Consider the following 21,451-nt stretch of genomic DNA (forward strand, 5'->3'; position numbering starts at 1 on the left):
CCCCTCATTCATTTGTGCAATTCGTATGGGTTCGTAGAACAATGGAAAACGATGAGCTATTACCCGTATCCACAGAATCCATACCAGGCCCCGCGTGAGTCCAGCGGTTTGTCCGTGGCCTCTTTGGTGCTGGGCATCCTTTCGATGCTTGGCTTCTGTACTCTCATCCTAGTTCCACTTGCCGGTGTCATCACCGGTCATCTGGGTTATCGTCGTGAACCCGCAAGTCGCGCACTGGCCCTTGCAGGGCTGATTTTGTCATGGATTGGGCTTGTTCTCGCGGTTTTGCTCTACGCATTGATCATCTGGGTCATCTGGTTTTCGGTGGATAGTTACAACACTATTAACCAGAACGCGGACTTTTTCCCACTTCTCGACTACGCGTAAGCCATTACCTTAGCTGATTTCTTGCTCTACCCTATCGATATTCGTTGTTAACGACTATCGATAGGTTTCCGATGTTCCAGGTTGCTTCTCTTGTGGTCTTAATGCTGATTCTGGTGCTCGCAACCCTGATCGTTTTGCTTGTTGTGCGTCGCAGTCCAACCCTGTCTGGCGTTACACGAGTCGTGCACATTGTGGCCCTGCTGATGGCGATAATCCTCAGCGGTGTGGGCCTCTGGTTGATGATCCAGACTCTTGGCGGGGCAAACGTTCCGGTCAGTGTGCCGGTGCAACCTTACTGGCCGGAGCATCCAAACATCACCGATGTAGAGCCGAAAGATTTTGCCACGGTAGATGCGCAGATTACCGAGGTTCAGATCTTCAGTGACGCGCTCTCGTGGCCAACGAAGATTCTGCTCGCCGCCGGAGTGCTGTTCCAAACCAGCGCCACTGTTGCGGTGCTGTTAGGCGTTGCGACATTATGCCGACGGGTCACCTCGGCAGAACCGTTCACGAAATCACTGCGCCGGTTGGGTTATCGAGTAGCGTTTGTCCTTGGTATTGCTAGCTTCCTAGGTCAGGTGCTCAACGGCATCGGCGCAAGCCGAGCCGGCGAGGAAACACTGCGGGTGGATGGCTTCTCCACCGACGGTATCTCCTCGGCATCGGCTCCTTGGCCGGAACCTACCTTTGCGCTGAACATCGAATTTTCCGAGATCTTTATGGCCCTAGTGATCTTGGTAGTTGTTGAACTGGTCGCCGTGGGCATCCGGCTGACCAACGAAAATAGGCAGCTTCAGCAAGATCACGAAGGACTGGTTTAGATCTATGCAGCTTAAGCACGTTCATTGTAGACTCGGTGAGATTTTGGCTGAGCAACAACTGACCCTAGTGCAGCTCAGCGAACTTGTAGACGTGTCGGCGGTTAACCTATCCATCCTTAAAAACGATCGTGCCAAGGCCATCAGATTTTCCACCCTGATATCGATCTGTCAGGCACTGAACTGCGAAATTGGCGACCTGCTGGTTTTGCGTTAAACACTGCAGGCCTCCACCAAGGTGGAGGCCTGCAGTCAAGGAAACGATGGGTTAGTGAATTGAACCCATCAGCTTCTTTAGCCCTGGGGTCGCAGCCATCATGGCTACGCCCAAGACGACGGCCGTGCCGCCCATGGCGATAAAGTAAGGGATCTCGTTGCCCGGAGTGTAGTAACCGGCAAGCACACCCGAAAGGGTGGTGCCCAGCGAAACCGACAGGAAGAACAACGCGATCATCTGCGTGCCAAACGCGGCCGGAGCCAGCTTGGTAGCAATTGCCTGACCCACTGGCGAGAGCAAGAGCTCAGCAAAGGTGCACAGTAGCAAAATTCCGACCATGGCCAACAGTGGAGTTTTAGCGAAGGATTCCAGTGGGATGAAGCATAGGAAAGCAGCACCCACAATCACCAAAGCCAAGCCGAACTTGATGGCAGTGTGTGGCTGACGCTTACCCAGCTTGGTCCACAGCGCTGCAAAGATGCCAGCAAAAACGATGATGAAGACCGGGTTGATGGAAGTAACCCAGCTTGGTGGCATTTCCCAGCTACCCAAGTGACGGTCAAGCCGCTGATCCGAGTACGCAGCGATAAAGGTGAACTGCTGCTGGAACAGTGCCCAGAAGGCAGCCGAACCAATGTAGAACGGAATGAACGCCCAGACCTGCTTGCGTTCGGTCGGATTGACCTTGTTGCTACGCAGGATCAGTGCAAAGTAGACGGCCGAAGCCACGATAACCACGTAGGCGATGGTGCTCGCCAGGTTTTCTGGGGTGACAATCTTGGTCACGAATGCGGCAATGATCAGAATCAGTACGGCCGCAAAGATGACCACGTAGCGCTTGCGCTCGGAGGCAGGCAACGGGTTATTTGGGATGTTCCCGCCAGCAGGAAGCTTCTTGCGTCCGGCAGCGTAGATACCCAAGCCGATGGCCATGCCGATGGCGGCTGCGCCGAAACCGATGTGGAAACCGTAGGTCACCTGGAGCCAACCGGTCAGTAGTGGGCCAATCAGGCCACCGATGTTCACACCCATGTAGAACAGGGAGAAGCCAGCATCAATGCGTGGATCATCCTTGGCATAGAGTGAGCCAACCAGGGCCACGGCGTTGGCCTTTAGGCCGCCGGAACCGATAGCAACCAGAATCAGACCAATGATCAGGCCCACGTAACCGGGCAGCAGTGCCAAGGCAATGTGGCCGATCATGATGCCGATGGCCGAGAAGAACAACACACGCTCGGAACCGAAAAGACGGTCAGAGAGCCATGCGCCCAAGATGGTGGATAGGTAAACAGCGCCACCGTAGGCGCCGACCAGGGACAGGGCTAGGCCCTGATCCATTCCCAAGCCACCGTCGGTGACCTTGTAGTACATGTAGTAAGCCAGCAAGCCCTGCATGCCGTAGAAAGAGAATCGCTCCCACATTTCCACGCTGAATAGGCTTGCGAGCGCACCGGGGTGACCAAAGAAGGCCCTTCCGGTGTTAGAAGTGCTCGTTGTTGCAGTAGACATACGTAATATTTTTCGCTTTTGCCCACGCGAGTACCTACTTATATGTCAAAGCTCACAGCTGCATCTGGGCGGCCAGTGCCAGCAAAAGTCCTTCGTCAGAACGTGGAGAAATCAGCTGAATACTCATAGGTAACCCATCGGAGGTGGTGGTGACCGGAATGGTGATGGCAGCAACTGAGGCGACGTTCACCATGGAGGTGTACGGGGTGTACTGGCACTGCAACATATAATCATGATCCGCACCGGCCTGTGTATAGTGCCCGATCAGCGGCGGAATGGTGGCCATGGCCGGAGTAGCAATGACGTCATAGGCAGACCACTGGCGCACAAAGTCCGCCGCGATCGCCTTGAGCCGGGAGCTGCCTTGCAAGTTCTGTTCCAGTGAGCGTGCTGCGGCCCGGCGGCGGAAGTCCCGAGCCAATTCGCCCAGCATGGACTCGTTGTTGACCGGAACGTTTTTCAGCCCATTGGTCCACACCGTGGCAAAGGTTTCTGGGTAGTCCGAGGCGTAGTCCAACTGGGCTGGATGGACTCGATGGCGTTCTCCAAGCAGTTTGAGCCCTTGCTCAAAGGCGGTGCGCGCTTCGGGCGAGAGCGAGATGTTGTACACCGATTCAAAGGGCGAGTGGGTGCTGAAGCCGATGTTCAGCCCGTTCAGCCTCTGTGGGTAGCTACCTTGCAACAGTGGCAGATAGTGGTCCTTGCCGCGCATCGCGTCAAGCAATAGCGCAGCATCTAGTGCATCCTTGGCCAACGGCCCGGAGACTGCGAGCTTTGGAGCACCCAGCGGATCAACATAACCGTCCAACACATCCGAGGGAACTCGACCCAGCGACGGCTTGAGACCAATCAGTCCGCAGGCTGCGGCGGGAATACGTACCGAACCTCCACCATCGGAGCCTGCACCTACCGGAATCATCCCCGCAGCCACCGCAGCAGCTTGTCCGCCCGATGAACCGCCCGAGGAGCGTTGTGGATCAAATGGATTGCGCGAGGGGGCACCCACCAAATTTTCTGAATGGCTGCTCAACCCAAATTCGGGCACCTGCGTTTTGCCCAGAATGACTACACCTTCAGCACGCAGACGCTCAACTAGCGAATGATCTCTGCTGGCTACCAGGTGATCGATGGCCGCTGATCCATAGGTGGTGGGCATTCCCGCCACATCATTAAGATCCTTAAACGCGGTCGGCAAGCCGTGCAGGCGTCCCAACTCACCGCGCACCTGCGCCTCGTCGGCTGCCTTGGCCTGAGCCATGGCATCTTGTGCAACGTGTACAAAAGCGCCCAAGTCTTGTTGCTGTTCAATGCGATTGAGGTAGTGCTCGGTGAGCTCACGGCTTGAAAGCTCACCGCGGGCCAAGTCGTCACGCAATTTCAGGGCGCTGGAGGGAAACATGTCAGCTTTCGACGCAGGAAATGACTAGTCTTATAAGCAAACACCCTATGAGTGAGGAATGCTAGCCATGAGCGATTTTGAGACTGTTACCGTCAATGATGTCCCTAAGGATGCCTTCATCCTCGACGTTCGCGAAGACTTTGAGTGGGAAGCTGGCCACGCTACCGGCGCCACCCACGTTGTGCTGGGCACCCTGCCGGAGCGCGTTGGCGAATTGGACCCAGACGTAGACACCTACGTGATCTGCCGTACCGGTGGACGTTCCGCCCAGGCCGCAGCATGGCTGACCGGTATGGGGTACACCGCGTTTAATATCGCCGGTGGATCCGATGCATGGATCGAAGGTGGACTGCCAATGGAAGCGGAGAACGGTCAGGAGCCTACCGTCCGATGAAATACGCGTATCTGGGACCTGCCGGCACCTTCACCGAGTCGGCGCTGCTGCAGGTTCCCGGGGCACTTGATTCACAGCGACTCCCCGCTGCGAATGTCAATGTTGCCCTAGCCATGGTGCGAGATGGCAGTGCTGATGCTGCGATGGTGCCAATCGAAAATTCGGTTGAAGGTGGCGTCTCAGCCACACTGGACGCCATTGCTCAGGGCGAGGCATTGCAGATCATTGCCGAAGTCCTGGTGCCAATCAGCTTTGTGCTGGCCGTGCGCCCAGGCATCACGCAGCTGGATCAAATCCGCCTCATCTCCACCCATGGACATGCGTGGGCACAGTGCCGGTTATGGGCAGAAACCAATATCCCCGGTGCGGCCTTCACCCCGGCCTCGTCTACCGCTGCGGCGGCCTTGGCCCTAGCAGACGACGAACCGCAGCACGATGCAGCGATCTGCAACCCGCTGGTGGCCCAAGAGCGGGGGCTGAACGTATTGGTGCGCGGGGTAGAAGACAATATTGGAGCGGTCACCCGCTTTATTCTGGTCACCCGCCCGGGAAAGATCCCCGCACCGGCCGGCGTGGATAAGTCCACGCTGATCTTGCCACTGACCGAAGACCGACCCGGTGCGCTGATGGAAATCTTGGAACAGTTCACCGCACGCGGAGTGAACCTTTCCCGCATTGAGTCGCGCCCCACCGGCAAGGGTATGGGGCAGTACTTCTTCTCCGTGGATATCCAGGGGCACGTTGCGGATGAACGAGTCGCCGCGGCCTTCTCTGGGCTTCACCGACTGTGTCCAGAAATGCGCTTCCTCGGTTCCTACCCGGCGGCCGAAGGCACACAACCCTTTGTGGACACGCACAATTCTGATGAGGCCTTTAGTCAGGCTCGCGCTTGGGTTCAGTCGCTGCGCGACCGACTCTAAGCATCACGTCTTGCAAAAAAATAAAGCGAAGGACCAATCAGTTCAGAACTGATTGGTCCTTCGCTTAACCCTTTGGGGCTCGCGCTTATGGGGTGCGCAGGCGCAGTGAACTAGGCGAAATGCTTACTTCCAGCTCGTTGACCTGGCCAGTAGGATCCCCGTCGATCTGAGTATTCATTGGCTCAGTACAACGCAAGGCGATACCTGGTGTTTGGTAGAAGCTCATGACCGGGATCTTGTTCTTGGCGCGGAATGCGGTCTTGAGCAAGATCCACATCCAGCCAGCGGCCGAACGTGGTGAAAGAATCACGGCGTCCAAGACACCGTCATCAATCTTGGCATCCGGTACAAAATCCAGTCCCTGCAACTTGCCGCAGTTGGCAAAGAGCACCGAGCGAACCTTACGGTTCTGCCAGTTTTCATCACCATCAAGTTTGAAGTTGATCTTCTTGCGCTTCCCGGGCAACTGGCGCAGGCCAGCTTCTGAGTAAGCTAGCCAGCCAACTTTGGATTTCAGTTCTTCGTTGGTGTCATCAAAAAGATCTGCGTCGGTGCCGACTCCGGCAATCACCAAGAATGCGTGGTCAGCTTGAGTGCCATCAAGCAGCTTCAGCTTCATATGACCCACATCGATTCGGCGGACCATGCCACGCACTGCGGCCAAGGCTGCGGTGTGCAGGTCATCTAGTGGGATATCCACATTGCGCGCCAACAGGTTACCGGTGCCTAGCGGAAGCACACCAAGCGTAGCTTCGGTGCCTTCAAGTACTTCTGCGACAGCACGAATCGTTCCGTCACCGCCTGCGGCAATAATTGTGTCGCATTGCGCATCCAAAGCTTCGCGGGCCGCATCTTGGCCTGCGTTCTCCTTGGTGGTGTGCAAAACTAGAGGCGCTTCAACGCCGGCTTCAGCACAAACACGCTCCACAGCCTGCTGTGCTTCTTCAGCGCCTGACTTGGATGGATTGATGACAAGTGCCACCTTGCCGGGGCTGGCCTGTTCGGCCGCAACGGGCTGATTAGTTGATGGCTTTCGGTAGTGCGAAAGCTTACGCACCGAGTACCAACTGGTTGCCGCGGCGGCAGCTGCAGCGGCCACGGCAGAGAAAACGATCACACGATTTGTCTGCATAGTGCTTTCATCGTACTCATGATTGCTACGCTTAACGTGTGATCGACCTGAAAATGCTCACCGAAAATCCGGATTTGTACCGTGCCTCGCAACGCGCGCGCGGTGCCGACGAGTCGTTAATTGACCAGCTTTTGTCAGCTGACACGGCACGTCGTGAAACCATGGCCACCTACGAACGCCTGCGTGCCGAGCAGAATGCGTTCTCTAAGAAGGTCGGCCAGGCCAAAGGCGAGGAGCGCTCTGCGCTGCTGGCCGAGGTCAAAGAGCTGGCCGCTTCGGTCAAGTCTGCTCAGGCTCAGTCTGATGAGGCATCTGCCAAGTGCACCGAACTGCAGCGCCTGATCCCTAACCTGATCATCGACGGCATCCCTGCCGGCGGAGAAGACGACTTCACCGTCGTAAAGCATGTGGGTACCATCCGCGACTTCAAGGCTGAAGGCTTTGAACCGCTGGACCACCTGCAGATCGGTGAGAAGCTTGGCGCCATCGACATGGAACGTGGTGCCAAGGTATCTGGCTCGCGTTTCTACTTCCTCAAGGGCATCGGCGCCCGCCTGGAAATCGCGATGATGAACATGGCCCTGGACGTGGCGTTGGAGCGCGGCTTCACTCCGATGATCACCCCGACCTTGGTTCGTCCCGAAACCATGCAGGGCACCGGCTTCGATGTGGCCCACGACGACGAGATCTACAAGCTCGAGCGTGACAACATGTACCTGGTTGGCACCTCTGAGGTGGCCTTGGCCGGTTACCACTCGGACGAGATCCTGGATCTGTCCGAAGGCCCAATCCGCTACGCTGGCTGGTCCTCGTGCTACCGCCGTGAAGCTGGTTCGGCTGGCAAGGACACTCGCGGCATCATCCGAGTGCACCAGTTCAACAAGTTGGAGATGTTCACTTACACCAGCGTTGAGAACGCTGAAGCTGAGCACAAGAACCTGTTGGCTATGGAAGAAGAAATGCTTGGACGCATGGAACTTCCTTACCGCGTGATCGATACCGCCGCTGGCGACCTCGGCATGAGCGCTGCCCGCAAGTTCGACTGTGAAGCTTGGGTTCCTACCCAGGACGCTTACCGCGAGCTGACCTCCACCTCAAATTGCACCACTTTCCAGGCCCGCCGCCTGAACATTCGCGAACGTGAAATCATTGACGGCAAGCCAGGCAAGACCCGTGCAGTAGCTACCCTGAACGGCACCTTGGCTACCACCCGCTGGATCGTAGCGATTCTGGAAAACCACCAGAACGCAGACGGTTCGGTCAACGTACCAAAGGCCCTGCAGCCTTACCTTGGCGGACTCGAAGTCCTCAAGTAAATCAGGGCTCAACTAGTTGCCGGTCATCCGCTCAGGGTGACCGGCAACTGCATTTAACCAGCTATTCAGGTTCCCCTGTGCCTTGGGTCATCGCGAAAATATGGTGGTGATGGTTAACTTGAGCTATGACAGTTATGACAAAGATCGGCAACGACGACCGACTAGATAAGCAGAAAATGATGATTTGCCTTGATGTGGACGGAACGATCGTCAACCATCAGGGACAGATGAGCCAGCGGGTACGCGAAGCAGCCCGAGCGGTAGTGGAGCAAGGCCATGAGGTGGTTATTTCCACCGGCCGTTCCCTCGGGGCCGCGCTTCCAGTGATGGAAGAGCTGGGCATCGATCACGGCTACGTAGTGGTCAGCAATGGCGGAGTGCTGGCCAAGGTCAGCAACGGTGAGGTCGAAGTGATCCACCGTGAAGTCTTTGATCCTTCGGTGGCGCTCAAGGCCCTGTGGAAGCAGCTGCCCAAGGCCAAGTACGCGCTAGAAAATGAGCGCGGCGAATTTCTTTCCAACCAAACTTTTGGTGACGCCAGCTTTGGCGCCGAAACCAAGGTAGTAGATTTTGAAGAACTGCTGAGCAACAAGGCAGTGCGCGTTGTTGTTTTCTCAACGGACAATACCGCCGAGGACTTTGGCAAGGCCGTTCAAGGGCTCGGACTATCCGGGGTGACCTACTCGGTAGGTTGGACAGCTTGGCTTGATATCGCCGCCGACGGAACTACCAAGGCCAGTGGTTTGGAACGTCTGCGCGCGATCCTCAAATTTGATTCGGCTGATTCCCTGGCCGTCGGTGATGGACGCAATGACATCGAAATGCTTCAGTGGGCCGGCCACGGTGTGGCCATGGGCCAAGCCCCGGATGAGGTCAAGGACGCAGCAGACGCGGTGACCGAAGGTGTGGACGAGGACGGTTTGGCAATCGTTCTCGAAAGATTGCTTCAGGACTAACGCACCACGTGAAAAGCAATTTTTGGCTTTGTCGCTTACGTGTTTTGGATGTGCATTGTCGGCCTGATGTTTCTGGCCATGGGTTTTGGTGCACTCGGATACACAATTATTGGGGTTCCAGATTCAGGGCAATATCAGCGCCCTGAGCGCGGATACGTTGTTTCGCATCCTTCGCCCTTCCATGTAGGGCTGTCCGAGTATCTCGGAGGTGAGCCCAAATATACGCGGGCGACGTCATGGGACCGCGAAGAGTCGGATTGCCCGGCTTATGAGATCAGTGATCAGGTGTACTTTGATCCAGCTATTAAAAACATGCCGGTGGCTATAACACCGGATGATGAGCAGGGTCGCGACGGATCCCTCAAGGTGTTGACTGCCCTGATGGGCATTTTCTTCATTTTCGGAGCGTTTTATATCCCGATAAAACAAATCAAGTCTGAAGTGCGTCGGCTGCGCAAAAGGAAAGAGCGCGAACTAAAGCACGCGCAGGGTTCTACAGCTGGTCAGTGAATTCCAGCAGTCGGGCGATGGCTGCCCGGGCACCGAGTTCGTCGTTGTAGCCCGAACGCACAATCGCGGCGGACACCGCCTGCGGGGTAATACCAAGGATTTCCGCCACGGCTTTTTGCTGGCCACGAACTCCCGGGGTGAGTAGGTCCACCACCGACCATTCGGCTTCGGTGCGGGTGCGGATCCATTGACCGAGCATGCGCAGTAGCCCTTCCAACTCGGCATCCATCTGCTCGCTGCCTGAGGAGACACAAATGGGTACCCGCTCGCCACGGTGACTGGCCGCTTCCAAAGCGCCCAGGGCACGACGTGCGGCCTTACCTTCAACCAAGTCCGCGTCGGTAGGCACTGGCTCGTACAAGCTGCCAATGCCTAGCCCGATATTGCAGAAGTTCAGCCTCGTGACGCGCATTAGTGCATCCACTGCTGCTTCAGGATCTTTGGGCACACCAAACAATAGTTGACCGCTCAGTGCGGTGAAGGATGCGTGGGTATCAACCTGCGCCAGCTGATGCCACAACTGCTCACTGGCATCGAGAACATCGGTGACCGAGCGGGGTCGGGGGCTGAGCGCAACGACAAACATATTTCCAGTATTGCCTGTGCCGGCGGGTTTGTCGCGAGTTCAGCGCGACACGTTGACCTTATTGCTGTTGCGGCAAGCGCACGCTAGTACGTGAAACAAAGAGTTGTGTCGCCGGTCCGATAAGGACCGCGTAGGCCACTGTGCCCAAGCCCACCGGGCCACCGAGCAGCCAGCCGATGCCCAATACCGACAGTTCTAGCGCAGTGCGGATCAGCCGAAGCGACAGTCCGGTGCGCAGGTGCAGTCCGGTCATCAGCCCATCGCGCGGGCCCGGGCCGAAGTGACTTCCGATGTAGAGGGCTCCGCCTAGACCATTGACGAGGATCGCGACCACCAGGGTGAGGATCTGCCAGCCAAGGCCGTTGATTTCAGGCAGGAAGCGCAAGAAGAAGTCCAGTGCTATTCCGAGATACAGCGTGTTGGCGATGGTTCCCAGTCCTGGCCATTGGCGTAAGGGGATCCAGGCCAGCAAGACCAGCGCGCCCACTAGGATAATGATGGTGCCCAGCGACAATGGCACATGATTCGCGATGCCCAGATGCAGCACATCCCATGGATCCACACCCAGCTGCGCTCGGATGATCATGGCCATCGCTAATGCGTAGAGGGACAGACCTACAAAGAGGTTAAAGAATCGCAGTGGCAAACGTCCGCTGGCGAGCTGTTGGCGCGGAGTCAGGTTAGTGATGGTCATGAATAAAATACTCCGGTAAATTGGACATAGAAAAAAGAGCCAATTTTGAAGAGGTGGTCTTATGGGACGCGTCACAGGTGCTGCGCTCGCTAGCATGCTCGGAGCAGCAGACTCTTCCCAGCCAGCTTACCGGTGGCTTTTTGAAACCCTGCGTTCGCTGATTGCCAACGGGCGCATCCTGCACGGCACCGTGTTGCCCAGTGAACGAGAAGCGGTGCGCCGGCTTGGGCTCAGCCGCACCACGGTCTCACGCGCCTACTCTGAACTACGCGAATGTGGTTACGCTAGCTCCCGCCAAGGCTCGGGAACTGTTGCACAAATCCCTGGAGGACCAGTGGCAGGTGGAGCCGAACCATTGCCGCTAGGCGGTTTTGGGCCAATGCCGGGCAGTACCGCAATTGATCTCACCTGCGCGGCGCCGAACGCTCCGACGGGAATGCTCGAAGAGTTCCAAAAAGCCCTAGAGCAGTTGCCAAGATATGCCGCCACCATGGGTTACTACCCACTGGGTATTGAGCCGTTAAGACTGGCTTTGGCCGATTACTACACGCGCAAAGGTCTACCCACCGGGCCGGATCAGATCATTGTCACCTCTGGTGCGCTCTCCTCGGTAGCAGCCGCTGGGCGTGCGGTGATGTCCCGCGGACAAAGTGTGCTGGCTGAATCGCCGACCTACCCTAACTCATTACTTGCGCTCAAAGCCCACGGTGCCCGCACTGCCGCGGTGCCCATTGGGCCAGATGGCTCCGATATAGAACAGATCGCCGCGGCGCTGAAGGCGGTGTCTCCGTCTGTGATGCTATGCCTTCCGGACTTCCATAACCCCGTCGGAACCTTGTTGGATGATGTCCGTCGTGAGCGCTGGGCTGCAGAACTAGACCGCGCGGGAACCACTGGCATCATCGATGAAACCTGCGCCGAACTATGGCTTGATTCTGAGCCAGAGGTACTGCCCATGGCCGCTTTCTCCAAGAACCTGATCACCGTCGGCAGCGCCAGCAAGTCGCACTGGGGCGGGCTTCGCTTGGGCTGGTTGCGCACGCCTAGGCATCTATCTGGTGCAATAGTCCGCTCGCGCATGAGCATGGATTTGGGAGCGCCAGTACTGGAGCAATTAGTGCTGGCTAATTTGCTAAATTCCGGCGCAACCCTTGCGCAAAGCACCCGAGATTCTTTGCGGGAAAACCGGGACTGGATGGTTGATGAACTGGACCGATTGCTACCTTCGTGGAGACCAAACAAGCCAGCCGGTGGTCTGAGCCTCTGGTGCCAATTACCTCAGCCGCGATCTAGTGCTTTGGCGCGCCAGCTCAAGTCGGTGTTGCTCGCCCCGGGCTCTACGTTCGCTGTGGAAGGCCACGGTTTGGAGCACTATCTGCGCTTGCCCTTCGCCCAGGAAAGAGTCGAACTGGAGCAGGCGCTTCCGGCCATCGCGGAAGCATGGCACAAGGTGGCTGTTTAGCAAACGAGCTAACCCTTGATCGTGAGACGGGCAAGCCCCGGATCAGTCCAGCCAGCGAAGCGTCGGTGAGTTCATGATCTAGCCCAAGTTCTTCTTGAGGGTGAGTTTTTGAACTGCCTGAACGGCAGCGTAGCAAATACCAAATCCGGGAATGCATAGGGACACCAACAGCATTATTAGGCGGTTCGCTGAGCGATGCAAGAAGTAGCCCCAGCCCACGAAGATGACTCCTGCAATCCACAGCAAAAGAACTGTTGCCTCAAATAGGTCCAGGGTGAAGAGATTCATGTCAGTAGTCTATTTGTTCTGGCTGATCAGGGCCGACAGCGCATCGGTCAGTGCGGCGCCTAGTCCAGTGAGGGTATAGCCGGGACCTAACTTATCGTTTGTAGCAGTTTCTCCTGCGTCAGTTTCGGCACCCACGGTGGCTTTCTGCCCTTCGGGGCGAAGTGCCGGTACATGGATAAAAAGTGCAGGAACTTCCTGCCCATAGGCAAGGTAAGCGACGTGGTTGCAAACGAATCTTCCGGCATCCTCGGAAAGGTAGGTGCCGTGGTCAGATTTTTGCAACGCATCCAGGATTAGCTGGGGATCTAGGGTTGCACTTCGAACTTGCTCTCCACCACGGATGATGGGCGCCATGGAAGGTTGGGCGCCATCATTGTCCGGAATGCGCGCATCATCCTCATTAAATCCCAGAACTTCAATACTGATTTCAGCTCGGCCGCCAGCCTCACCCACACAGATCAGAACGTCCGGCTGACGTTCAGCCAGGAGCGCTTTGAGACACTCTCCTGAACGTTTGAATGAAACCGGCAGGATGGCAGTGCTGATTTGGTGACCAGCAACTTGTTCGGGAAGCAGCTGCACGGCTTCGCCGCTGGCGTTGAACTGGTCGTTGCCAAAGGGCTCAAAGCCGGTCACCAAAAAATGCATGAACCCATTATGACCCCAAACTGTCGGTGCATGCTGGTAGAGCTTGGGTGTACGTCAGATCAATAGCTTCTGGATAGGTGCTCATGATTATCGCGGTTTTAGTCCTCGTCATCCTCAATATTCTCGCAACGGCATGTGTCGCATTGCTGCTGATTCGCCGCACGGCAGGCAACGATGAAGTCCAGATCTGGGACTCGGTGCGGGCCGGAAATTCCGAGTTACGCCAAGAGCTAGGGACCCAGCGAAATGAACTGCGCCAGGGCATGGGTGAAGTGCGCACGGAGATTGACGTGAAGCTGAGCTCCATGAGCGAATCCAACGCCAACCGGCATATTCAGATCCAGCATCTACTCCAGCAAGAGATGGAGAAGTTGCGCGCGGGTAACGAGGCCAAGCTGGAGAAGATGCGCGAGACCGTGGATGAAAAGCTGCAGGGAACCTTGGAGAAGCGTCTGGGCGAATCCTTCGAGCTGGTCAGCAAGCGACTGGAAATGGTCCAGCAGGGTTTGGGCGAAATGCAGTCTCTGGCCCAAGATGTCGGTGGACTAAAGCGTGTACTGACCAATGTGAAGAGCCGTGGTTCATGGGGTGAAGTTCAGCTCTCACGTCAGCTTGAAGACATTCTGACCGCAGACCAATATGAGCAGAACGTTGTGGTTGTTCCGGGTAGCCGTGAAGTGGTGGAGTTTGCCGTGATTTTGCCTGGACGTGAGGCAGGAACCATCTATCTACCTATCGATTCCAAGCTGCCCCAAGAAGATTATGAGCGGTTGCTTGATGCCCAAGAATCGGGAGATAAGGCGGCAACTGACGTTGCGGCCAAGGCGCTTGACCGGGCAATTATCGAGCAGGCGAAACTGATCTCCAGCAAGTACATCGCCCCGCCCTACAGCACCGACTTTGCCATCATGTACCTGCCCACCGAAGGGCTCTTTGCTGAAGTTGTTCGCAGTCCGGGCTTAGCTAGCAAGCTACAAACCGAGCACCGAGTTTTGGTCACCGGCCCTACCACCCTGATGAGTCTGCTCAACTCGCTACAAATGGGCTTCCGGACCCTAGCCATAGAAAAACGCAGCAGCGAAGTGTGGCAGGTACTCTCGGCAGCCAAGGAAGAATTCCGTAAGTACGGAGATGTCTGGGACAAATTGGGCAAGCAACTCTCCGCGGCGCAGAACACCGTCAGCGCAGCAGGTACGCGAAGCCGGGTTCTGGAAAAGACGCTGCGCGATGTGCAAACCATGGAAGTCTCCGCTCAAGAAGACGTTCTCACCGGATTGCTTCCCGAAGCCTAGTATCAGCCGTGTTCTCAGGACTACGCTAGGCGCAAATAGCGGCGTAATCCCAAGGAGAAAACATGTCCAAGTACCTCATCTCATTTCCCAGCCCGGACATGAAATTTCCTGAGGAGGACTTGGAGGCGGTGGCGCAGGCAGCCCATGAAGTCTTACGCGAAGCGAAGGCCGCAGGGGTTTGGGTGTTTGGCGGAGGGATTGATGAGAGCATCGCGCCAGTCATGGTTGATGCGCAGAGGGTCATCCATCCCGGCACCTATCCGCAGACTGCGCAGATTGAGGGAGGCTACGCGGTGTTAGAGCTCCCATCCTATGAGCAGGCGGTTTTCTGGGCGGCAAATTTCTGGGCGGCAAAGTTTGCTGCCGCTTGCCGCTGCGCGCAAGAACTTCGTGTCTTCCAAGATGACCCCGAAAGTTAAAAATGGCGGTGACCCCAAGAGGTCACCGCCATTACAGCTCAAGTCTAGTGACTAGGCCTTAAAACGCTCGATGGAGCGAGCCAACTCAGCTTCAGCAGCTTCGCGACCTTCCCAACCTTCAGCCTTAACCCACTTGCCTGGTTCCAGGTCCTTGTAACGGGTGAAGAAGTGCTCGATCTCCTTGATCAGCCATTCGTCAATGTCCTCAAGTTCCTTGATGTGGTCAAAGCGCTTGTCGGCTGGAACGCACAACAGCTTGGCATCTCCACCACCGTCGTCGGTCATGTTGAATACGCCGATTGGGCGGGATTCAACAATGACACCGGGGATCAAATCAACACCAGGGATGAAGACTAGGGCATCCAATGGATCGCCGTCTTCGCCCAAGGTGTCATCAAAGTAACCGTAGTGCGTTGGGTACTGCATGGAAGTGAAGAGCACTCGATCCAGGCGCAAGCGGTGGGTCTCGTGGTCAATTTCGTACTTGACGCGTGATCCGGAAGGGATCTCGATGGTCACGTCGTGGCTCATGAAAAGCACACTCCTAAACTAGTCTTAGGGATATCCGATAATAAGCGTATCGCCCCTTGGGGCCCCTTCGATAAAACTTCGAGAGGAATGTAACCATATGAACACTGCCGCCCGACGCGCGATTACGCTGGGGGTGGTCGTTCTGGCCGTGATTGGCATGGTTTTGGCCATGATGTTGGCCCCTCGATTTTTCACCAGAGAACCTGAAGCGTTTTACACTCCCGCTAGTGCTCAAGCGGCAAAAGAAGACCCCGCAGCGGTGGCAGATCTTGATCCGAATGCCCCGGTACCGGACTCGGCGGCACTAGGCGCGCAACTGGATGCCATCTTGGCCGATAATCCAGACGGCACCACTTTTAATGCTCAAGTTGTCGACGTTGCCAGCCAAAATGTTCTTTATGACAGAAACGCTGACACAAAAGGTACGCCAGCTTCGAGCCTGAAAGTAGTCACTGCCCTCGCCGCCCTCGATACCTTGGGTGGCGATAGCCAACTATCAACCTCCGTGTTGTTGGACGGAAACACTCTGGTCTTACGTGGTGGGGGAGATGTACTGCTCGGGGATGGAAAGTCTGATCCTAGCCAGGCCAAGGGTTACGCCGGATTAGCGACCTTAGCCGAACAGACCGCCAAAGAACTTAAATCTCGCGGGGTCAGCGAAGTCTCTTTGTGGGTTGACGACTCCTTGTTTGGTGACGCCCACAATAATTCCGCGTGGGACAAGTCCTTGTTCACCTCAAACAACATTGCCGAGGTCTACCCGATAGCGCACTATGCAGGACGCGCCGGATTTAGCACCGACACTGCCTACCAATCTGATGCTGCCGAACAAGTACGCAAGGTGTTCAGCAAAGAACTAGGCGCCTCGGTTAAGGTCAACGAAGGTGGCCGCGGAGCCTATGACGGCGGTGAGCAGATTGCGGAAGTGAAATCCGCGCCACTGCGTCAGATCATTAAACATATGCTGTTGGTTTCCGATAACTATATTGCCGAAACCATGGGGCGTTTGGTCGCCATCAAGCGTGGTTTGGAACCAGCACAAAGTGGTCAAGCAGTGGCAGATGTCGTTGCGGAGCACGGAGCGCAAGGCGCAGAATTAAGAGATACCAGCGGTCTGGCGGCCGATAATAAAATTTCGCCAGCAGCCCTGACCGCAGTGCTGCGTGCAGCAGCCACCAGTCCCAAAGCAGAACTACGTGAGTTGGTTTATTCGCTGCCGGTTGCCGGTTATAGCGGAACTCTGATGCAGCGTTTAGGTCAGGAATCTACGCTTGGATTAGTACACGCCAAAACCGGATCGCTGACCGGGGTGGCCACACTAACTGGAATGACCGTGACCCAAGATGGGCGATTGCTGGTCTTCTCAATTTTTGCCCACCAACCCAACGGAACACTCGCACCTCATAAGCCGACCATCGACTCAGCCGTAACCGCCATCCGCGGTTGTGGCTGCCAGAGCTGAAGGAGCAGGAATAGCACATGAAACAACTTGTTGATTGGAAACTGGCGGCCAGCGCCGCCAAAACGCTGATGCCTGCAGGGCCAAAAATCGTTAAACAAGATGCCGCCCGCATTGTTGAAGAACTGCGCATCGCAGCCGGCGAAGGACTAGTTGAAGCGGAGAAAATCTCCAAGCTGGTCTCCACCGCACCGTCCCAGACCCTCGTGGTTGATCGAGCCGGTTGGGCCAAAGCCGTCAGCCAGAACTTTGCTGCGATGCTGCCGGCTGAGCTTGATGTACCAGCCATGGTGCCAGCCGTAGCCGGAGCCGAACTGGGTGCAGTGCTCTCGGTACTAGGTACCCGAGTACTGGGCCAGTTTGACCCGTTTGTTGGACCACGACTATTGCTCAACGCGCCAACTATCACCCAGATTCGCGGCGACTTGAATGTGAATGCCAGAGACTTCTATCTGTGGATTGCTACCCATGAGCAGACCCACCGCCTGCAGTTTGAGCAAGCACCATGGATTCCTGAAGTGATGAAATCTATCCTTGCTCAGGCCTTTGAGCCAATGGCCGGACAGAACTCAATGAGTCAGCTCGGTGATCGACTGAAGTCTATGAAGTCTGAGGTCAGTGAACTGACCAGCATCATGTCCGTGCTTGAAGGTCACGCCATGGTGGTGATGAATGATGTCACCTCGATCCGCAGCATCAAGACCATCCGCCGACGCTTTGAAGCCCGCGGAGAAAACCGTTCGGCTTGGGCCACACTATTGGGCAAGCTCTTGGGCATGGATGAAAAGGCTTTGCAATATAAGCGCGGAGCAAAGTTTGTCAGGCACATAGTTGATGAAATCGGCTACGAGGGATTCAACGAGATCTTTGCTGCCCGTGAACTCTTCCCCAACGCTGACGAATTAGATCATCCAGAACGCTGGTTGGCCCGCACCCGATGAATCAAGCCTTTCACGATGCCCGTCGCGCTGTCGCCCAGGTCAGTGGTCCGGGGCTGAGCCTGATTGGAGTCTCCGGCGGAGCTGACTCATTGGCATTAGCCATTGTGGCTGCATCGCTACCTACCGCCTTTGGGGCGGTCATCGTGGACCACGGCTTGCAAGCTGACAGTGCCCAGGTTGCGCAGCAAACTGCGCAAACCTGCCGAGAGTTGGGCTTGGCTCCGGTGCTGGTGTTTAGGGTGTCGACCTCCAGTGATGAGGCGTCGGCCCGTGCAGCGCGGTATGAACAGTTTGAGCAGGCGCTGGCCCAGACTGGCGCCCAACAATTGTTGTTAGCCCACACTCGTGATGATCAGGCCGAGCAGGTATTACTCGGTCTGCTGCGCGGTTCGGGCACCAGGTCCTTGGCCGGGATGCCAGCGGAACGTGGACCATACCGCCGGCCCCTACTGGAGCTGACCCGGGAACAGACCGAGGCGATCTGCCAGGATGCCGCAGTGGAGTACTGGGAAGACCCGAGCAATGCTGATACCAGTTACCGGCGGAATCTGATCAGGCATGACGTCCTGCCATTTCTGCGCGAACAGCTTGGCGAACATGTGTCTGAAGCATTGGCTCGAACCGCCTCGCTGGCAGCCGCTGATGCTGCGGCTCTGGATCTCTGGGCGCAGGAAGCTAAGACAGCCCACGGAACCAAACTTGAGGAACTAGCTCGGTTGCCGGTGGCGGTGGCTTCCCGAGTGTTACGCCTAGCCGCCATCGAATCTGGCGCAAAAAATGTGGGCCATGAGCGAACACGGGCGCTGTGCGCGCTGGGCGGAATCGGCGTTCCTAAGTCCAAATCTGCTGGTCCGGTGCAACTGGATGGCAAAATCAGCGCCTTTAGGCGAAGCTCGGTGATAGTTTTCACGAGTACCGGCTCAACAACACATCATTAAATGTGGCACTCTAGGTAAGTACCACACCTCTAGAATCAGGAGAACCCTCGTGGATTCCACTGCAGTCGAAGCCGATCTGGCGCATGTTCTGTACACCAAAGAAGAAATTCAGGCACGCGTGGCAGAGCTCGCCGCGCAGATCGACAAGGACTACAAGGGCCGCGACATTCTCGTAGTGGGTGTGCTCAAGGGTGCTGTGATGATCATGGCTGACCTGGTCCGTGCGCTCGAGTCGCACCTGACCATGGATTGGATGGCAGTATCCTCCTACGGTTCGGGCACCCAGTCCTCCGGCGTTGTACGTATCCTCAAGGACCTTGACTCGGACTTGATGGGCAAGCACGTTTTGATCGTTGAAGACATTATCGATTCAGGCTTGACCTTGTCATGGCTGAAGTCGAACCTTGAATCCCGTGGCCCAGCCTCGGTAGAAATCTGTGCACTATTGCGCAAGCCAGAGGCAGCCAAGGTTGAAATCGACGTTAAGTACGTCGGCATGGACATTCCTAATGAATTTGTCGTGGGTTACGGCCTGGACTACGCGGAAAAGTACCGCAACCTAGATTGCGTGGGCACCCTGGCTCCGCATATCTACCAGTAGGGAACTTTTTTCGCCATTAGGGCGTTGAGAAGTATCGAAGGTGGCGTGACCCGGACGCCTTAGTAGTGCGTGAGGGGGATGCGTGAGGCGCGGGGCCTTGCGGATCAATGAAAACGAAGAAGCTTTTTAACAGCTGGATCATTTGGGTTTTACTTGGCGTTATCGCTGTTGCGCTGTTCTTGCCGATGGTTTTTGGCAATAACTCTGCCAAGGTAGACACCTCGGTGGGTATGTCGCAGCTAACCAGCGGCAACGTCACCGACGCCAAAATGTATGACAAAGACCAGCGAGTCGACCTGAAACTACGCGATCCCCTCAAGGTGGATGGCGTAGACAAGGGCAAGTCGGTGAGCTTCTACTACTCCACCGCACGTGCTGGTCAGGTTGTTAACGCGATCAATAAGGCCGAGCCAGATAAGTTCACCGATCAGCCGGTGGAAAGCAACTGGTTGCTTTCCATGCTCGGCTTGATTGTTCCGTTCTTGCTGATTGCCGGTATTTTCTGGTTCATCCTCGCCCGCTCCCAGGGCGGCGGCTCCAAGGTCATGCAGTTTGGTAAGTCCAAGGCGAAGCTGATCACCAAGGACATGCCGCAGGTGACCTTCAAGGACGTTGCCGGTGCCGATGAGGCCGTGGAAGAACTCCACGAAATCAAGGAATTCCTGCAAGAACCAGCTAAGTTCCAAGCCGTGGGCGCCAAGATCCCTAAGGGTGTGCTGCTCTACGGCCCTCCAGGTACCGGTAAAACCCTGCTAGCTAAAGCCGTCGCCGGTGAAGCTCAGGTACCGTTCTACTCGATCTCCGGTTCTGACTTTGTTGAAATGTTTGTTGGTGTGGGTGCTAGTCGCGTCCGCGACCTGTTTGAACAGGCCAAGAACAATTCCCCAGCGATCATCTTTGTTGATGAGATCGACGCCGTAGGTCGCCACCGCGGCGCCGGTATCGGTGGCGGTAACGATGAGCGTGAGCAGACCCTGAACCAGCTGCTGGTGGAGATGGACGGCTTTGACGCCACCACCAACGTCATCCTGATCGCTGCCACCAACCGTCCTGACGTTCTGGACCCAGCCCTGCTGCGCCCAGGCCGCTTTGACCGTCAGATCCCAGTGGAAGCACCGGATCTGAAGGGTCGCGAGCAGATCCTGGCAGTACACGTTAAGGGCAAGCCAATGGATGCCACCGTGGACTTGAACGCCGTAGCCAAGAAGACCCCGGGTTACACCGGTGCCGATTTGGCCAACGTGCTCAACGAAGCTGCCCTGCTCACTGCACGCTCGAACGCCAACCTGATTGACGACCGCGCACTGGATGAGGCCATTGACCGCGTCATGGCCGGCCCGCAGAAGCGTACCCGACTGATGGACGAGCACGAGCGCAAGGTCACCGCCTACCACGAGGGCGGACACGCTCTGGTGGCTGCGGCGATGAACCAGACCGCACCGGTCACCAAGATCACCATCCTGCCTCGTGGCCGCGCCCTGGGTTACACCATGGTGGTTCCGGAGTCCGATAAGTATTCGGTGACGCGCAACGAATTGCTGGACCAGATGGCCTACGCCATGGGTGGTCGTGTGGCTGAAGAGATCGTCTTCCACGATCCTTCCACCGGTGCCTCAAACGACATCGAGAAGGCAACCGACACCGCACGCAAGATGGTCACCGAATACGGCATGAGCGACAAGGTGGGCGCAGTACGCTTGGCCGGCACGGCCGCGGACCAGCAGATGGGAACTTCCTCGCGGGAGTACTCGGATGAAATGGCCCACCTGGTGGATCAGGAAGTGCGCGAGCTGATCGAGCAGGCCCACAACGACGCCTACCAAGCACTGATGATCAACCGCCACGTGCTTGACCGCCTGGCCCTGGCCCTGCTGGAACACGAGACGCTGAACCAGAAGGAAATCGCGGAGATCTTCACCGATCTGCAAAAGCGCGAAATTCGTGATGTGTGGCTGAGTAATCAGGAACGCCCAGTGCACGCACAAGGCCCGGTGTTAAGCCCCAAGGAGCGCGCAGCTTCCTCGACCGACTAGG

At 56.6% G+C, this 21,451-nt stretch carries 24 protein-coding genes; 16 read left to right on the forward strand and 8 right to left on the reverse strand.

The window, feature by feature from the left end; all coding sequences use genetic code 11:
- Positions 1–51 precede the first annotated feature (51 nt).
- The 3 genes from ACT3RW_RS00275 to ACT3RW_RS00285 all read left to right on the forward strand — a co-directional run bounded on the left by ACT3RW_RS00275 (position 52) and on the right by ACT3RW_RS00285 (position 1,422).
- The gene (locus ACT3RW_RS00275) at positions 52–387 is read left to right on the forward strand and encodes a DUF4190 domain-containing protein (RefSeq protein ID WP_444612434.1); all 336 of its coding nucleotides are present in this window, start codon (positions 52–54) and stop codon (positions 385–387) included.
- A gap of 71 nt (positions 388–458) precedes the next feature.
- Complete coding sequence (locus ACT3RW_RS00280; protein WP_444612435.1) at positions 459–1,208, forward strand: hypothetical protein; 750 nt, start codon at positions 459–461, stop codon at positions 1,206–1,208.
- Between the two features lie 4 nt (positions 1,209–1,212).
- Positions 1,213–1,422, forward strand: coding sequence for a helix-turn-helix domain-containing protein (locus ACT3RW_RS00285; protein WP_444612436.1), 210 nt, complete (start codon positions 1,213–1,215; stop codon positions 1,420–1,422).
- 51 nt (positions 1,423–1,473) lie between these two features.
- On the opposite strand, the gene ACT3RW_RS00290 is transcribed toward ACT3RW_RS00285, so the two are convergent.
- Both ACT3RW_RS00290 and ACT3RW_RS00295 read right to left on the reverse strand, forming a co-directional pair.
- Positions 1,474–2,931: a peptide MFS transporter gene (locus ACT3RW_RS00290; RefSeq protein WP_131089709.1), complete on the reverse strand. Its 1,458-nt coding sequence runs from the start codon at positions 2,929–2,931 to the stop codon at positions 1,474–1,476.
- A gap of 52 nt (positions 2,932–2,983) precedes the next feature.
- Positions 2,984–4,330, reverse strand: a complete 1,347-nt coding sequence (locus ACT3RW_RS00295; RefSeq protein ID WP_444612437.1) for an amidase — start codon at positions 4,328–4,330, stop codon at positions 2,984–2,986.
- A 67-nt stretch (positions 4,331–4,397) separates the two neighbouring features.
- On the opposite strand from ACT3RW_RS00295, the gene ACT3RW_RS00300 reads away from it, so the two are divergent.
- Both ACT3RW_RS00300 and pheA read left to right on the forward strand, forming a co-directional pair.
- The gene (locus ACT3RW_RS00300; RefSeq protein ID WP_444612438.1) at positions 4,398–4,724 is read left to right on the forward strand and encodes a rhodanese-like domain-containing protein; all 327 of its coding nucleotides are present in this window, start codon (positions 4,398–4,400) and stop codon (positions 4,722–4,724) included.
- Positions 4,721–5,644: a prephenate dehydratase gene (pheA, locus tag ACT3RW_RS00305; RefSeq protein WP_444612439.1), complete on the forward strand. Its 924-nt coding sequence runs from the start codon at positions 4,721–4,723 to the stop codon at positions 5,642–5,644. The genes ACT3RW_RS00300 and pheA overlap by 4 nt, the downstream gene beginning before the upstream one ends.
- Before the next feature lie 85 nt (positions 5,645–5,729).
- Here pheA and ACT3RW_RS00310 read toward each other — a convergent pair whose 3' ends face one another.
- Positions 5,730–6,776 carry a diacylglycerol/lipid kinase family protein gene (locus ACT3RW_RS00310; protein ID WP_131089713.1) on the reverse strand — a complete coding sequence of 349 codons (1,047 nt, stop codon included), beginning with the start codon at positions 6,774–6,776 and terminating at the stop codon, positions 5,730–5,732.
- Positions 6,777–6,814: 38 nt separating this feature from the next.
- On the opposite strand from ACT3RW_RS00310, the gene serS reads away from it, so the two are divergent.
- From serS to ACT3RW_RS00325, 3 genes are all read left to right on the forward strand, one after another.
- On the forward strand, positions 6,815–8,092 hold the full coding sequence (serS, locus tag ACT3RW_RS00315; RefSeq protein WP_444612440.1) for a serine--tRNA ligase: 1,278 nt from the start codon (positions 6,815–6,817) through the stop codon (positions 8,090–8,092).
- Between the two features lie 125 nt (positions 8,093–8,217).
- A complete protein-coding gene (locus ACT3RW_RS00320) occupies positions 8,218–9,048 on the forward strand; it encodes an HAD family hydrolase (protein WP_131089715.1) in 831 nt (276 codons plus the stop codon).
- Between the two features lie 48 nt (positions 9,049–9,096).
- Positions 9,097–9,558, forward strand: a complete 462-nt coding sequence (locus ACT3RW_RS00325) for a hypothetical protein (protein ID WP_444612441.1) — start codon at positions 9,097–9,099, stop codon at positions 9,556–9,558.
- Here ACT3RW_RS00325 and ACT3RW_RS00330 read toward each other — a convergent pair.
- Positions 9,542–10,144: a hypothetical protein gene (locus ACT3RW_RS00330; protein WP_131089717.1), complete on the reverse strand. Its 603-nt coding sequence runs from the start codon at positions 10,142–10,144 to the stop codon at positions 9,542–9,544. The two genes, ACT3RW_RS00325 and ACT3RW_RS00330, sit on opposite strands and share 17 nt — an antisense overlap.
- Before the next feature lie 58 nt (positions 10,145–10,202).
- Complete coding sequence (gene yczE, locus ACT3RW_RS00335) at positions 10,203–10,838, reverse strand: membrane protein YczE (protein ID WP_131089718.1); 636 nt, start codon at positions 10,836–10,838, stop codon at positions 10,203–10,205.
- Between the two features lie 61 nt (positions 10,839–10,899).
- Between yczE and yczR the strand changes: the two genes are divergently transcribed.
- Complete coding sequence (gene yczR, locus ACT3RW_RS00340) at positions 10,900–12,300, forward strand: MocR-like transcription factor YczR (RefSeq protein ID WP_444612442.1); 1,401 nt, start codon at positions 10,900–10,902, stop codon at positions 12,298–12,300.
- 78 nt (positions 12,301–12,378) lie between these two features.
- Here the strand turns inward: yczR and ACT3RW_RS00345 are convergent, their stop codons facing one another.
- The gene (locus ACT3RW_RS00345) at positions 12,379–12,588 is read right to left on the reverse strand and encodes a hypothetical protein (protein WP_444612443.1); all 210 of its coding nucleotides are present in this window, start codon (positions 12,586–12,588) and stop codon (positions 12,379–12,381) included.
- A 9-nt stretch (positions 12,589–12,597) separates the two neighbouring features.
- Positions 12,598–13,236 (reverse strand): pyroglutamyl-peptidase I family protein, encoded by a 639-nt coding sequence (locus ACT3RW_RS00350; protein WP_444612444.1) that lies wholly within the window; start codon positions 13,234–13,236, stop codon positions 12,598–12,600.
- An 83-nt stretch (positions 13,237–13,319) separates the two neighbouring features.
- Here ACT3RW_RS00350 and ACT3RW_RS00355 point away from each other — a divergent pair, with 83 nt between their 5' ends.
- Both ACT3RW_RS00355 and ACT3RW_RS00360 read left to right on the forward strand, forming a co-directional pair.
- Entirely contained in the window at positions 13,320–14,528 is a 1,209-nt protein-coding gene (locus ACT3RW_RS00355; protein WP_444612445.1) for a DNA recombination protein RmuC, read from the forward strand.
- A 62-nt stretch (positions 14,529–14,590) separates the two neighbouring features.
- Positions 14,591–14,947, forward strand: coding sequence for a YciI family protein (locus ACT3RW_RS00360; protein ID WP_444612446.1), 357 nt, complete (start codon positions 14,591–14,593; stop codon positions 14,945–14,947).
- Between the two features lie 51 nt (positions 14,948–14,998).
- Here the strand turns inward: ACT3RW_RS00360 and ACT3RW_RS00365 are convergent, their stop codons facing one another.
- Positions 14,999–15,478: an inorganic diphosphatase gene (locus tag ACT3RW_RS00365; RefSeq protein WP_131089724.1), complete on the reverse strand. Its 480-nt coding sequence runs from the start codon at positions 15,476–15,478 to the stop codon at positions 14,999–15,001.
- 97 nt (positions 15,479–15,575) lie between these two features.
- Here ACT3RW_RS00365 and dacB point away from each other — a divergent pair, with 97 nt between their 5' ends.
- The 5 genes from dacB to ftsH all read left to right on the forward strand — a co-directional run bounded on the left by dacB (position 15,576) and on the right by ftsH (position 21,450).
- Entirely contained in the window at positions 15,576–16,940 is a 1,365-nt protein-coding gene (dacB, locus tag ACT3RW_RS00370) for a D-alanyl-D-alanine carboxypeptidase/D-alanyl-D-alanine endopeptidase (RefSeq protein WP_444612447.1), read from the forward strand.
- Between the two features lie 17 nt (positions 16,941–16,957).
- Entirely contained in the window at positions 16,958–17,878 is a 921-nt protein-coding gene (locus ACT3RW_RS00375) for a zinc-dependent metalloprotease (RefSeq protein ID WP_444612448.1), read from the forward strand.
- Positions 17,875–18,816: a tRNA lysidine(34) synthetase TilS gene (tilS, locus tag ACT3RW_RS00380; RefSeq protein ID WP_444612449.1), complete on the forward strand. Its 942-nt coding sequence runs from the start codon at positions 17,875–17,877 to the stop codon at positions 18,814–18,816. Before ACT3RW_RS00375 ends, tilS begins: the two co-directional genes overlap by 4 nt.
- 49 nt (positions 18,817–18,865) lie before the next feature.
- Positions 18,866–19,417 (forward strand): hypoxanthine phosphoribosyltransferase, encoded by a 552-nt coding sequence (hpt, locus tag ACT3RW_RS00385; protein WP_131089727.1) that lies wholly within the window; start codon positions 18,866–18,868, stop codon positions 19,415–19,417.
- A 107-nt stretch (positions 19,418–19,524) separates the two neighbouring features.
- The gene (ftsH, locus tag ACT3RW_RS00390; RefSeq protein ID WP_262198778.1) at positions 19,525–21,450 is read left to right on the forward strand and encodes an ATP-dependent zinc metalloprotease FtsH; all 1,926 of its coding nucleotides are present in this window, start codon (positions 19,525–19,527) and stop codon (positions 21,448–21,450) included.
- Position 21,451 lies beyond the last annotated feature (1 nt).

Source organism: Glutamicibacter sp. AOP5-A2-18 (assembly GCF_052446055.1).
In the GTDB taxonomy this organism is placed as follows: domain Bacteria; phylum Actinomycetota; class Actinomycetes; order Actinomycetales; family Micrococcaceae; genus Glutamicibacter.

Excerpts from the sequence above, each read along its gene's own strand:
- ACT3RW_RS00275 (WP_444612434.1), top strand. The coding sequence starts at position 52 with ATGAGCTATTACCCGTATCCACAGAATCCATACCAGGCCCCGCGTGAG.
- ACT3RW_RS00280 (WP_444612435.1), top strand. The coding sequence starts at position 459 with ATGTTCCAGGTTGCTTCTCTTGTGGTCTTAATGCTGATTCTGGTGCTC.
- ACT3RW_RS00285 (WP_444612436.1), top strand. The coding sequence starts at position 1,213 with ATGCAGCTTAAGCACGTTCATTGTAGACTCGGTGAGATTTTGGCTGAG.
- ACT3RW_RS00290 (WP_131089709.1), bottom strand. The coding sequence starts at position 2,931 with ATGTCTACTGCAACAACGAGCACTTCTAACACCGGAAGGGCCTTCTTT.
- ACT3RW_RS00295 (WP_444612437.1), bottom strand. The coding sequence starts at position 4,330 with ATGTTTCCCTCCAGCGCCCTGAAATTGCGTGACGACTTGGCCCGCGGT.
- ACT3RW_RS00300 (WP_444612438.1), top strand. The coding sequence starts at position 4,398 with ATGAGCGATTTTGAGACTGTTACCGTCAATGATGTCCCTAAGGATGCC.
- pheA (WP_444612439.1), top strand. The coding sequence starts at position 4,721 with ATGAAATACGCGTATCTGGGACCTGCCGGCACCTTCACCGAGTCGGCG.
- ACT3RW_RS00310 (WP_131089713.1), bottom strand. The coding sequence starts at position 6,776 with ATGCAGACAAATCGTGTGATCGTTTTCTCTGCCGTGGCCGCTGCAGCT.
- ACT3RW_RS00320 (WP_131089715.1), top strand. The coding sequence starts at position 8,218 with ATGACAGTTATGACAAAGATCGGCAACGACGACCGACTAGATAAGCAG.
- ACT3RW_RS00325 (WP_444612441.1), top strand. The coding sequence starts at position 9,097 with ATGTGCATTGTCGGCCTGATGTTTCTGGCCATGGGTTTTGGTGCACTC.
- ACT3RW_RS00330 (WP_131089717.1), bottom strand. The coding sequence starts at position 10,144 with ATGTTTGTCGTTGCGCTCAGCCCCCGACCCCGCTCGGTCACCGATGTT.
- yczE (WP_131089718.1), bottom strand. The coding sequence starts at position 10,838 with ATGACCATCACTAACCTGACTCCGCGCCAACAGCTCGCCAGCGGACGT.
- yczR (WP_444612442.1), top strand. The coding sequence starts at position 10,900 with ATGGGACGCGTCACAGGTGCTGCGCTCGCTAGCATGCTCGGAGCAGCA.
- ACT3RW_RS00345 (WP_444612443.1), bottom strand. The coding sequence starts at position 12,588 with ATGAATCTCTTCACCCTGGACCTATTTGAGGCAACAGTTCTTTTGCTG.
- ACT3RW_RS00350 (WP_444612444.1), bottom strand. The coding sequence starts at position 13,236 with ATGCATTTTTTGGTGACCGGCTTTGAGCCCTTTGGCAACGACCAGTTC.
- ACT3RW_RS00355 (WP_444612445.1), top strand. The coding sequence starts at position 13,320 with ATGATTATCGCGGTTTTAGTCCTCGTCATCCTCAATATTCTCGCAACG.
- ACT3RW_RS00360 (WP_444612446.1), top strand. The coding sequence starts at position 14,591 with ATGTCCAAGTACCTCATCTCATTTCCCAGCCCGGACATGAAATTTCCT.
- ACT3RW_RS00365 (WP_131089724.1), bottom strand. The coding sequence starts at position 15,478 with ATGAGCCACGACGTGACCATCGAGATCCCTTCCGGATCACGCGTCAAG.
- dacB (WP_444612447.1), top strand. The coding sequence starts at position 15,576 with ATGAACACTGCCGCCCGACGCGCGATTACGCTGGGGGTGGTCGTTCTG.
- ACT3RW_RS00375 (WP_444612448.1), top strand. The coding sequence starts at position 16,958 with ATGAAACAACTTGTTGATTGGAAACTGGCGGCCAGCGCCGCCAAAACG.
- tilS (WP_444612449.1), top strand. The coding sequence starts at position 17,875 with ATGAATCAAGCCTTTCACGATGCCCGTCGCGCTGTCGCCCAGGTCAGT.
- ftsH (WP_262198778.1), top strand. The coding sequence starts at position 19,525 with ATGAAAACGAAGAAGCTTTTTAACAGCTGGATCATTTGGGTTTTACTT.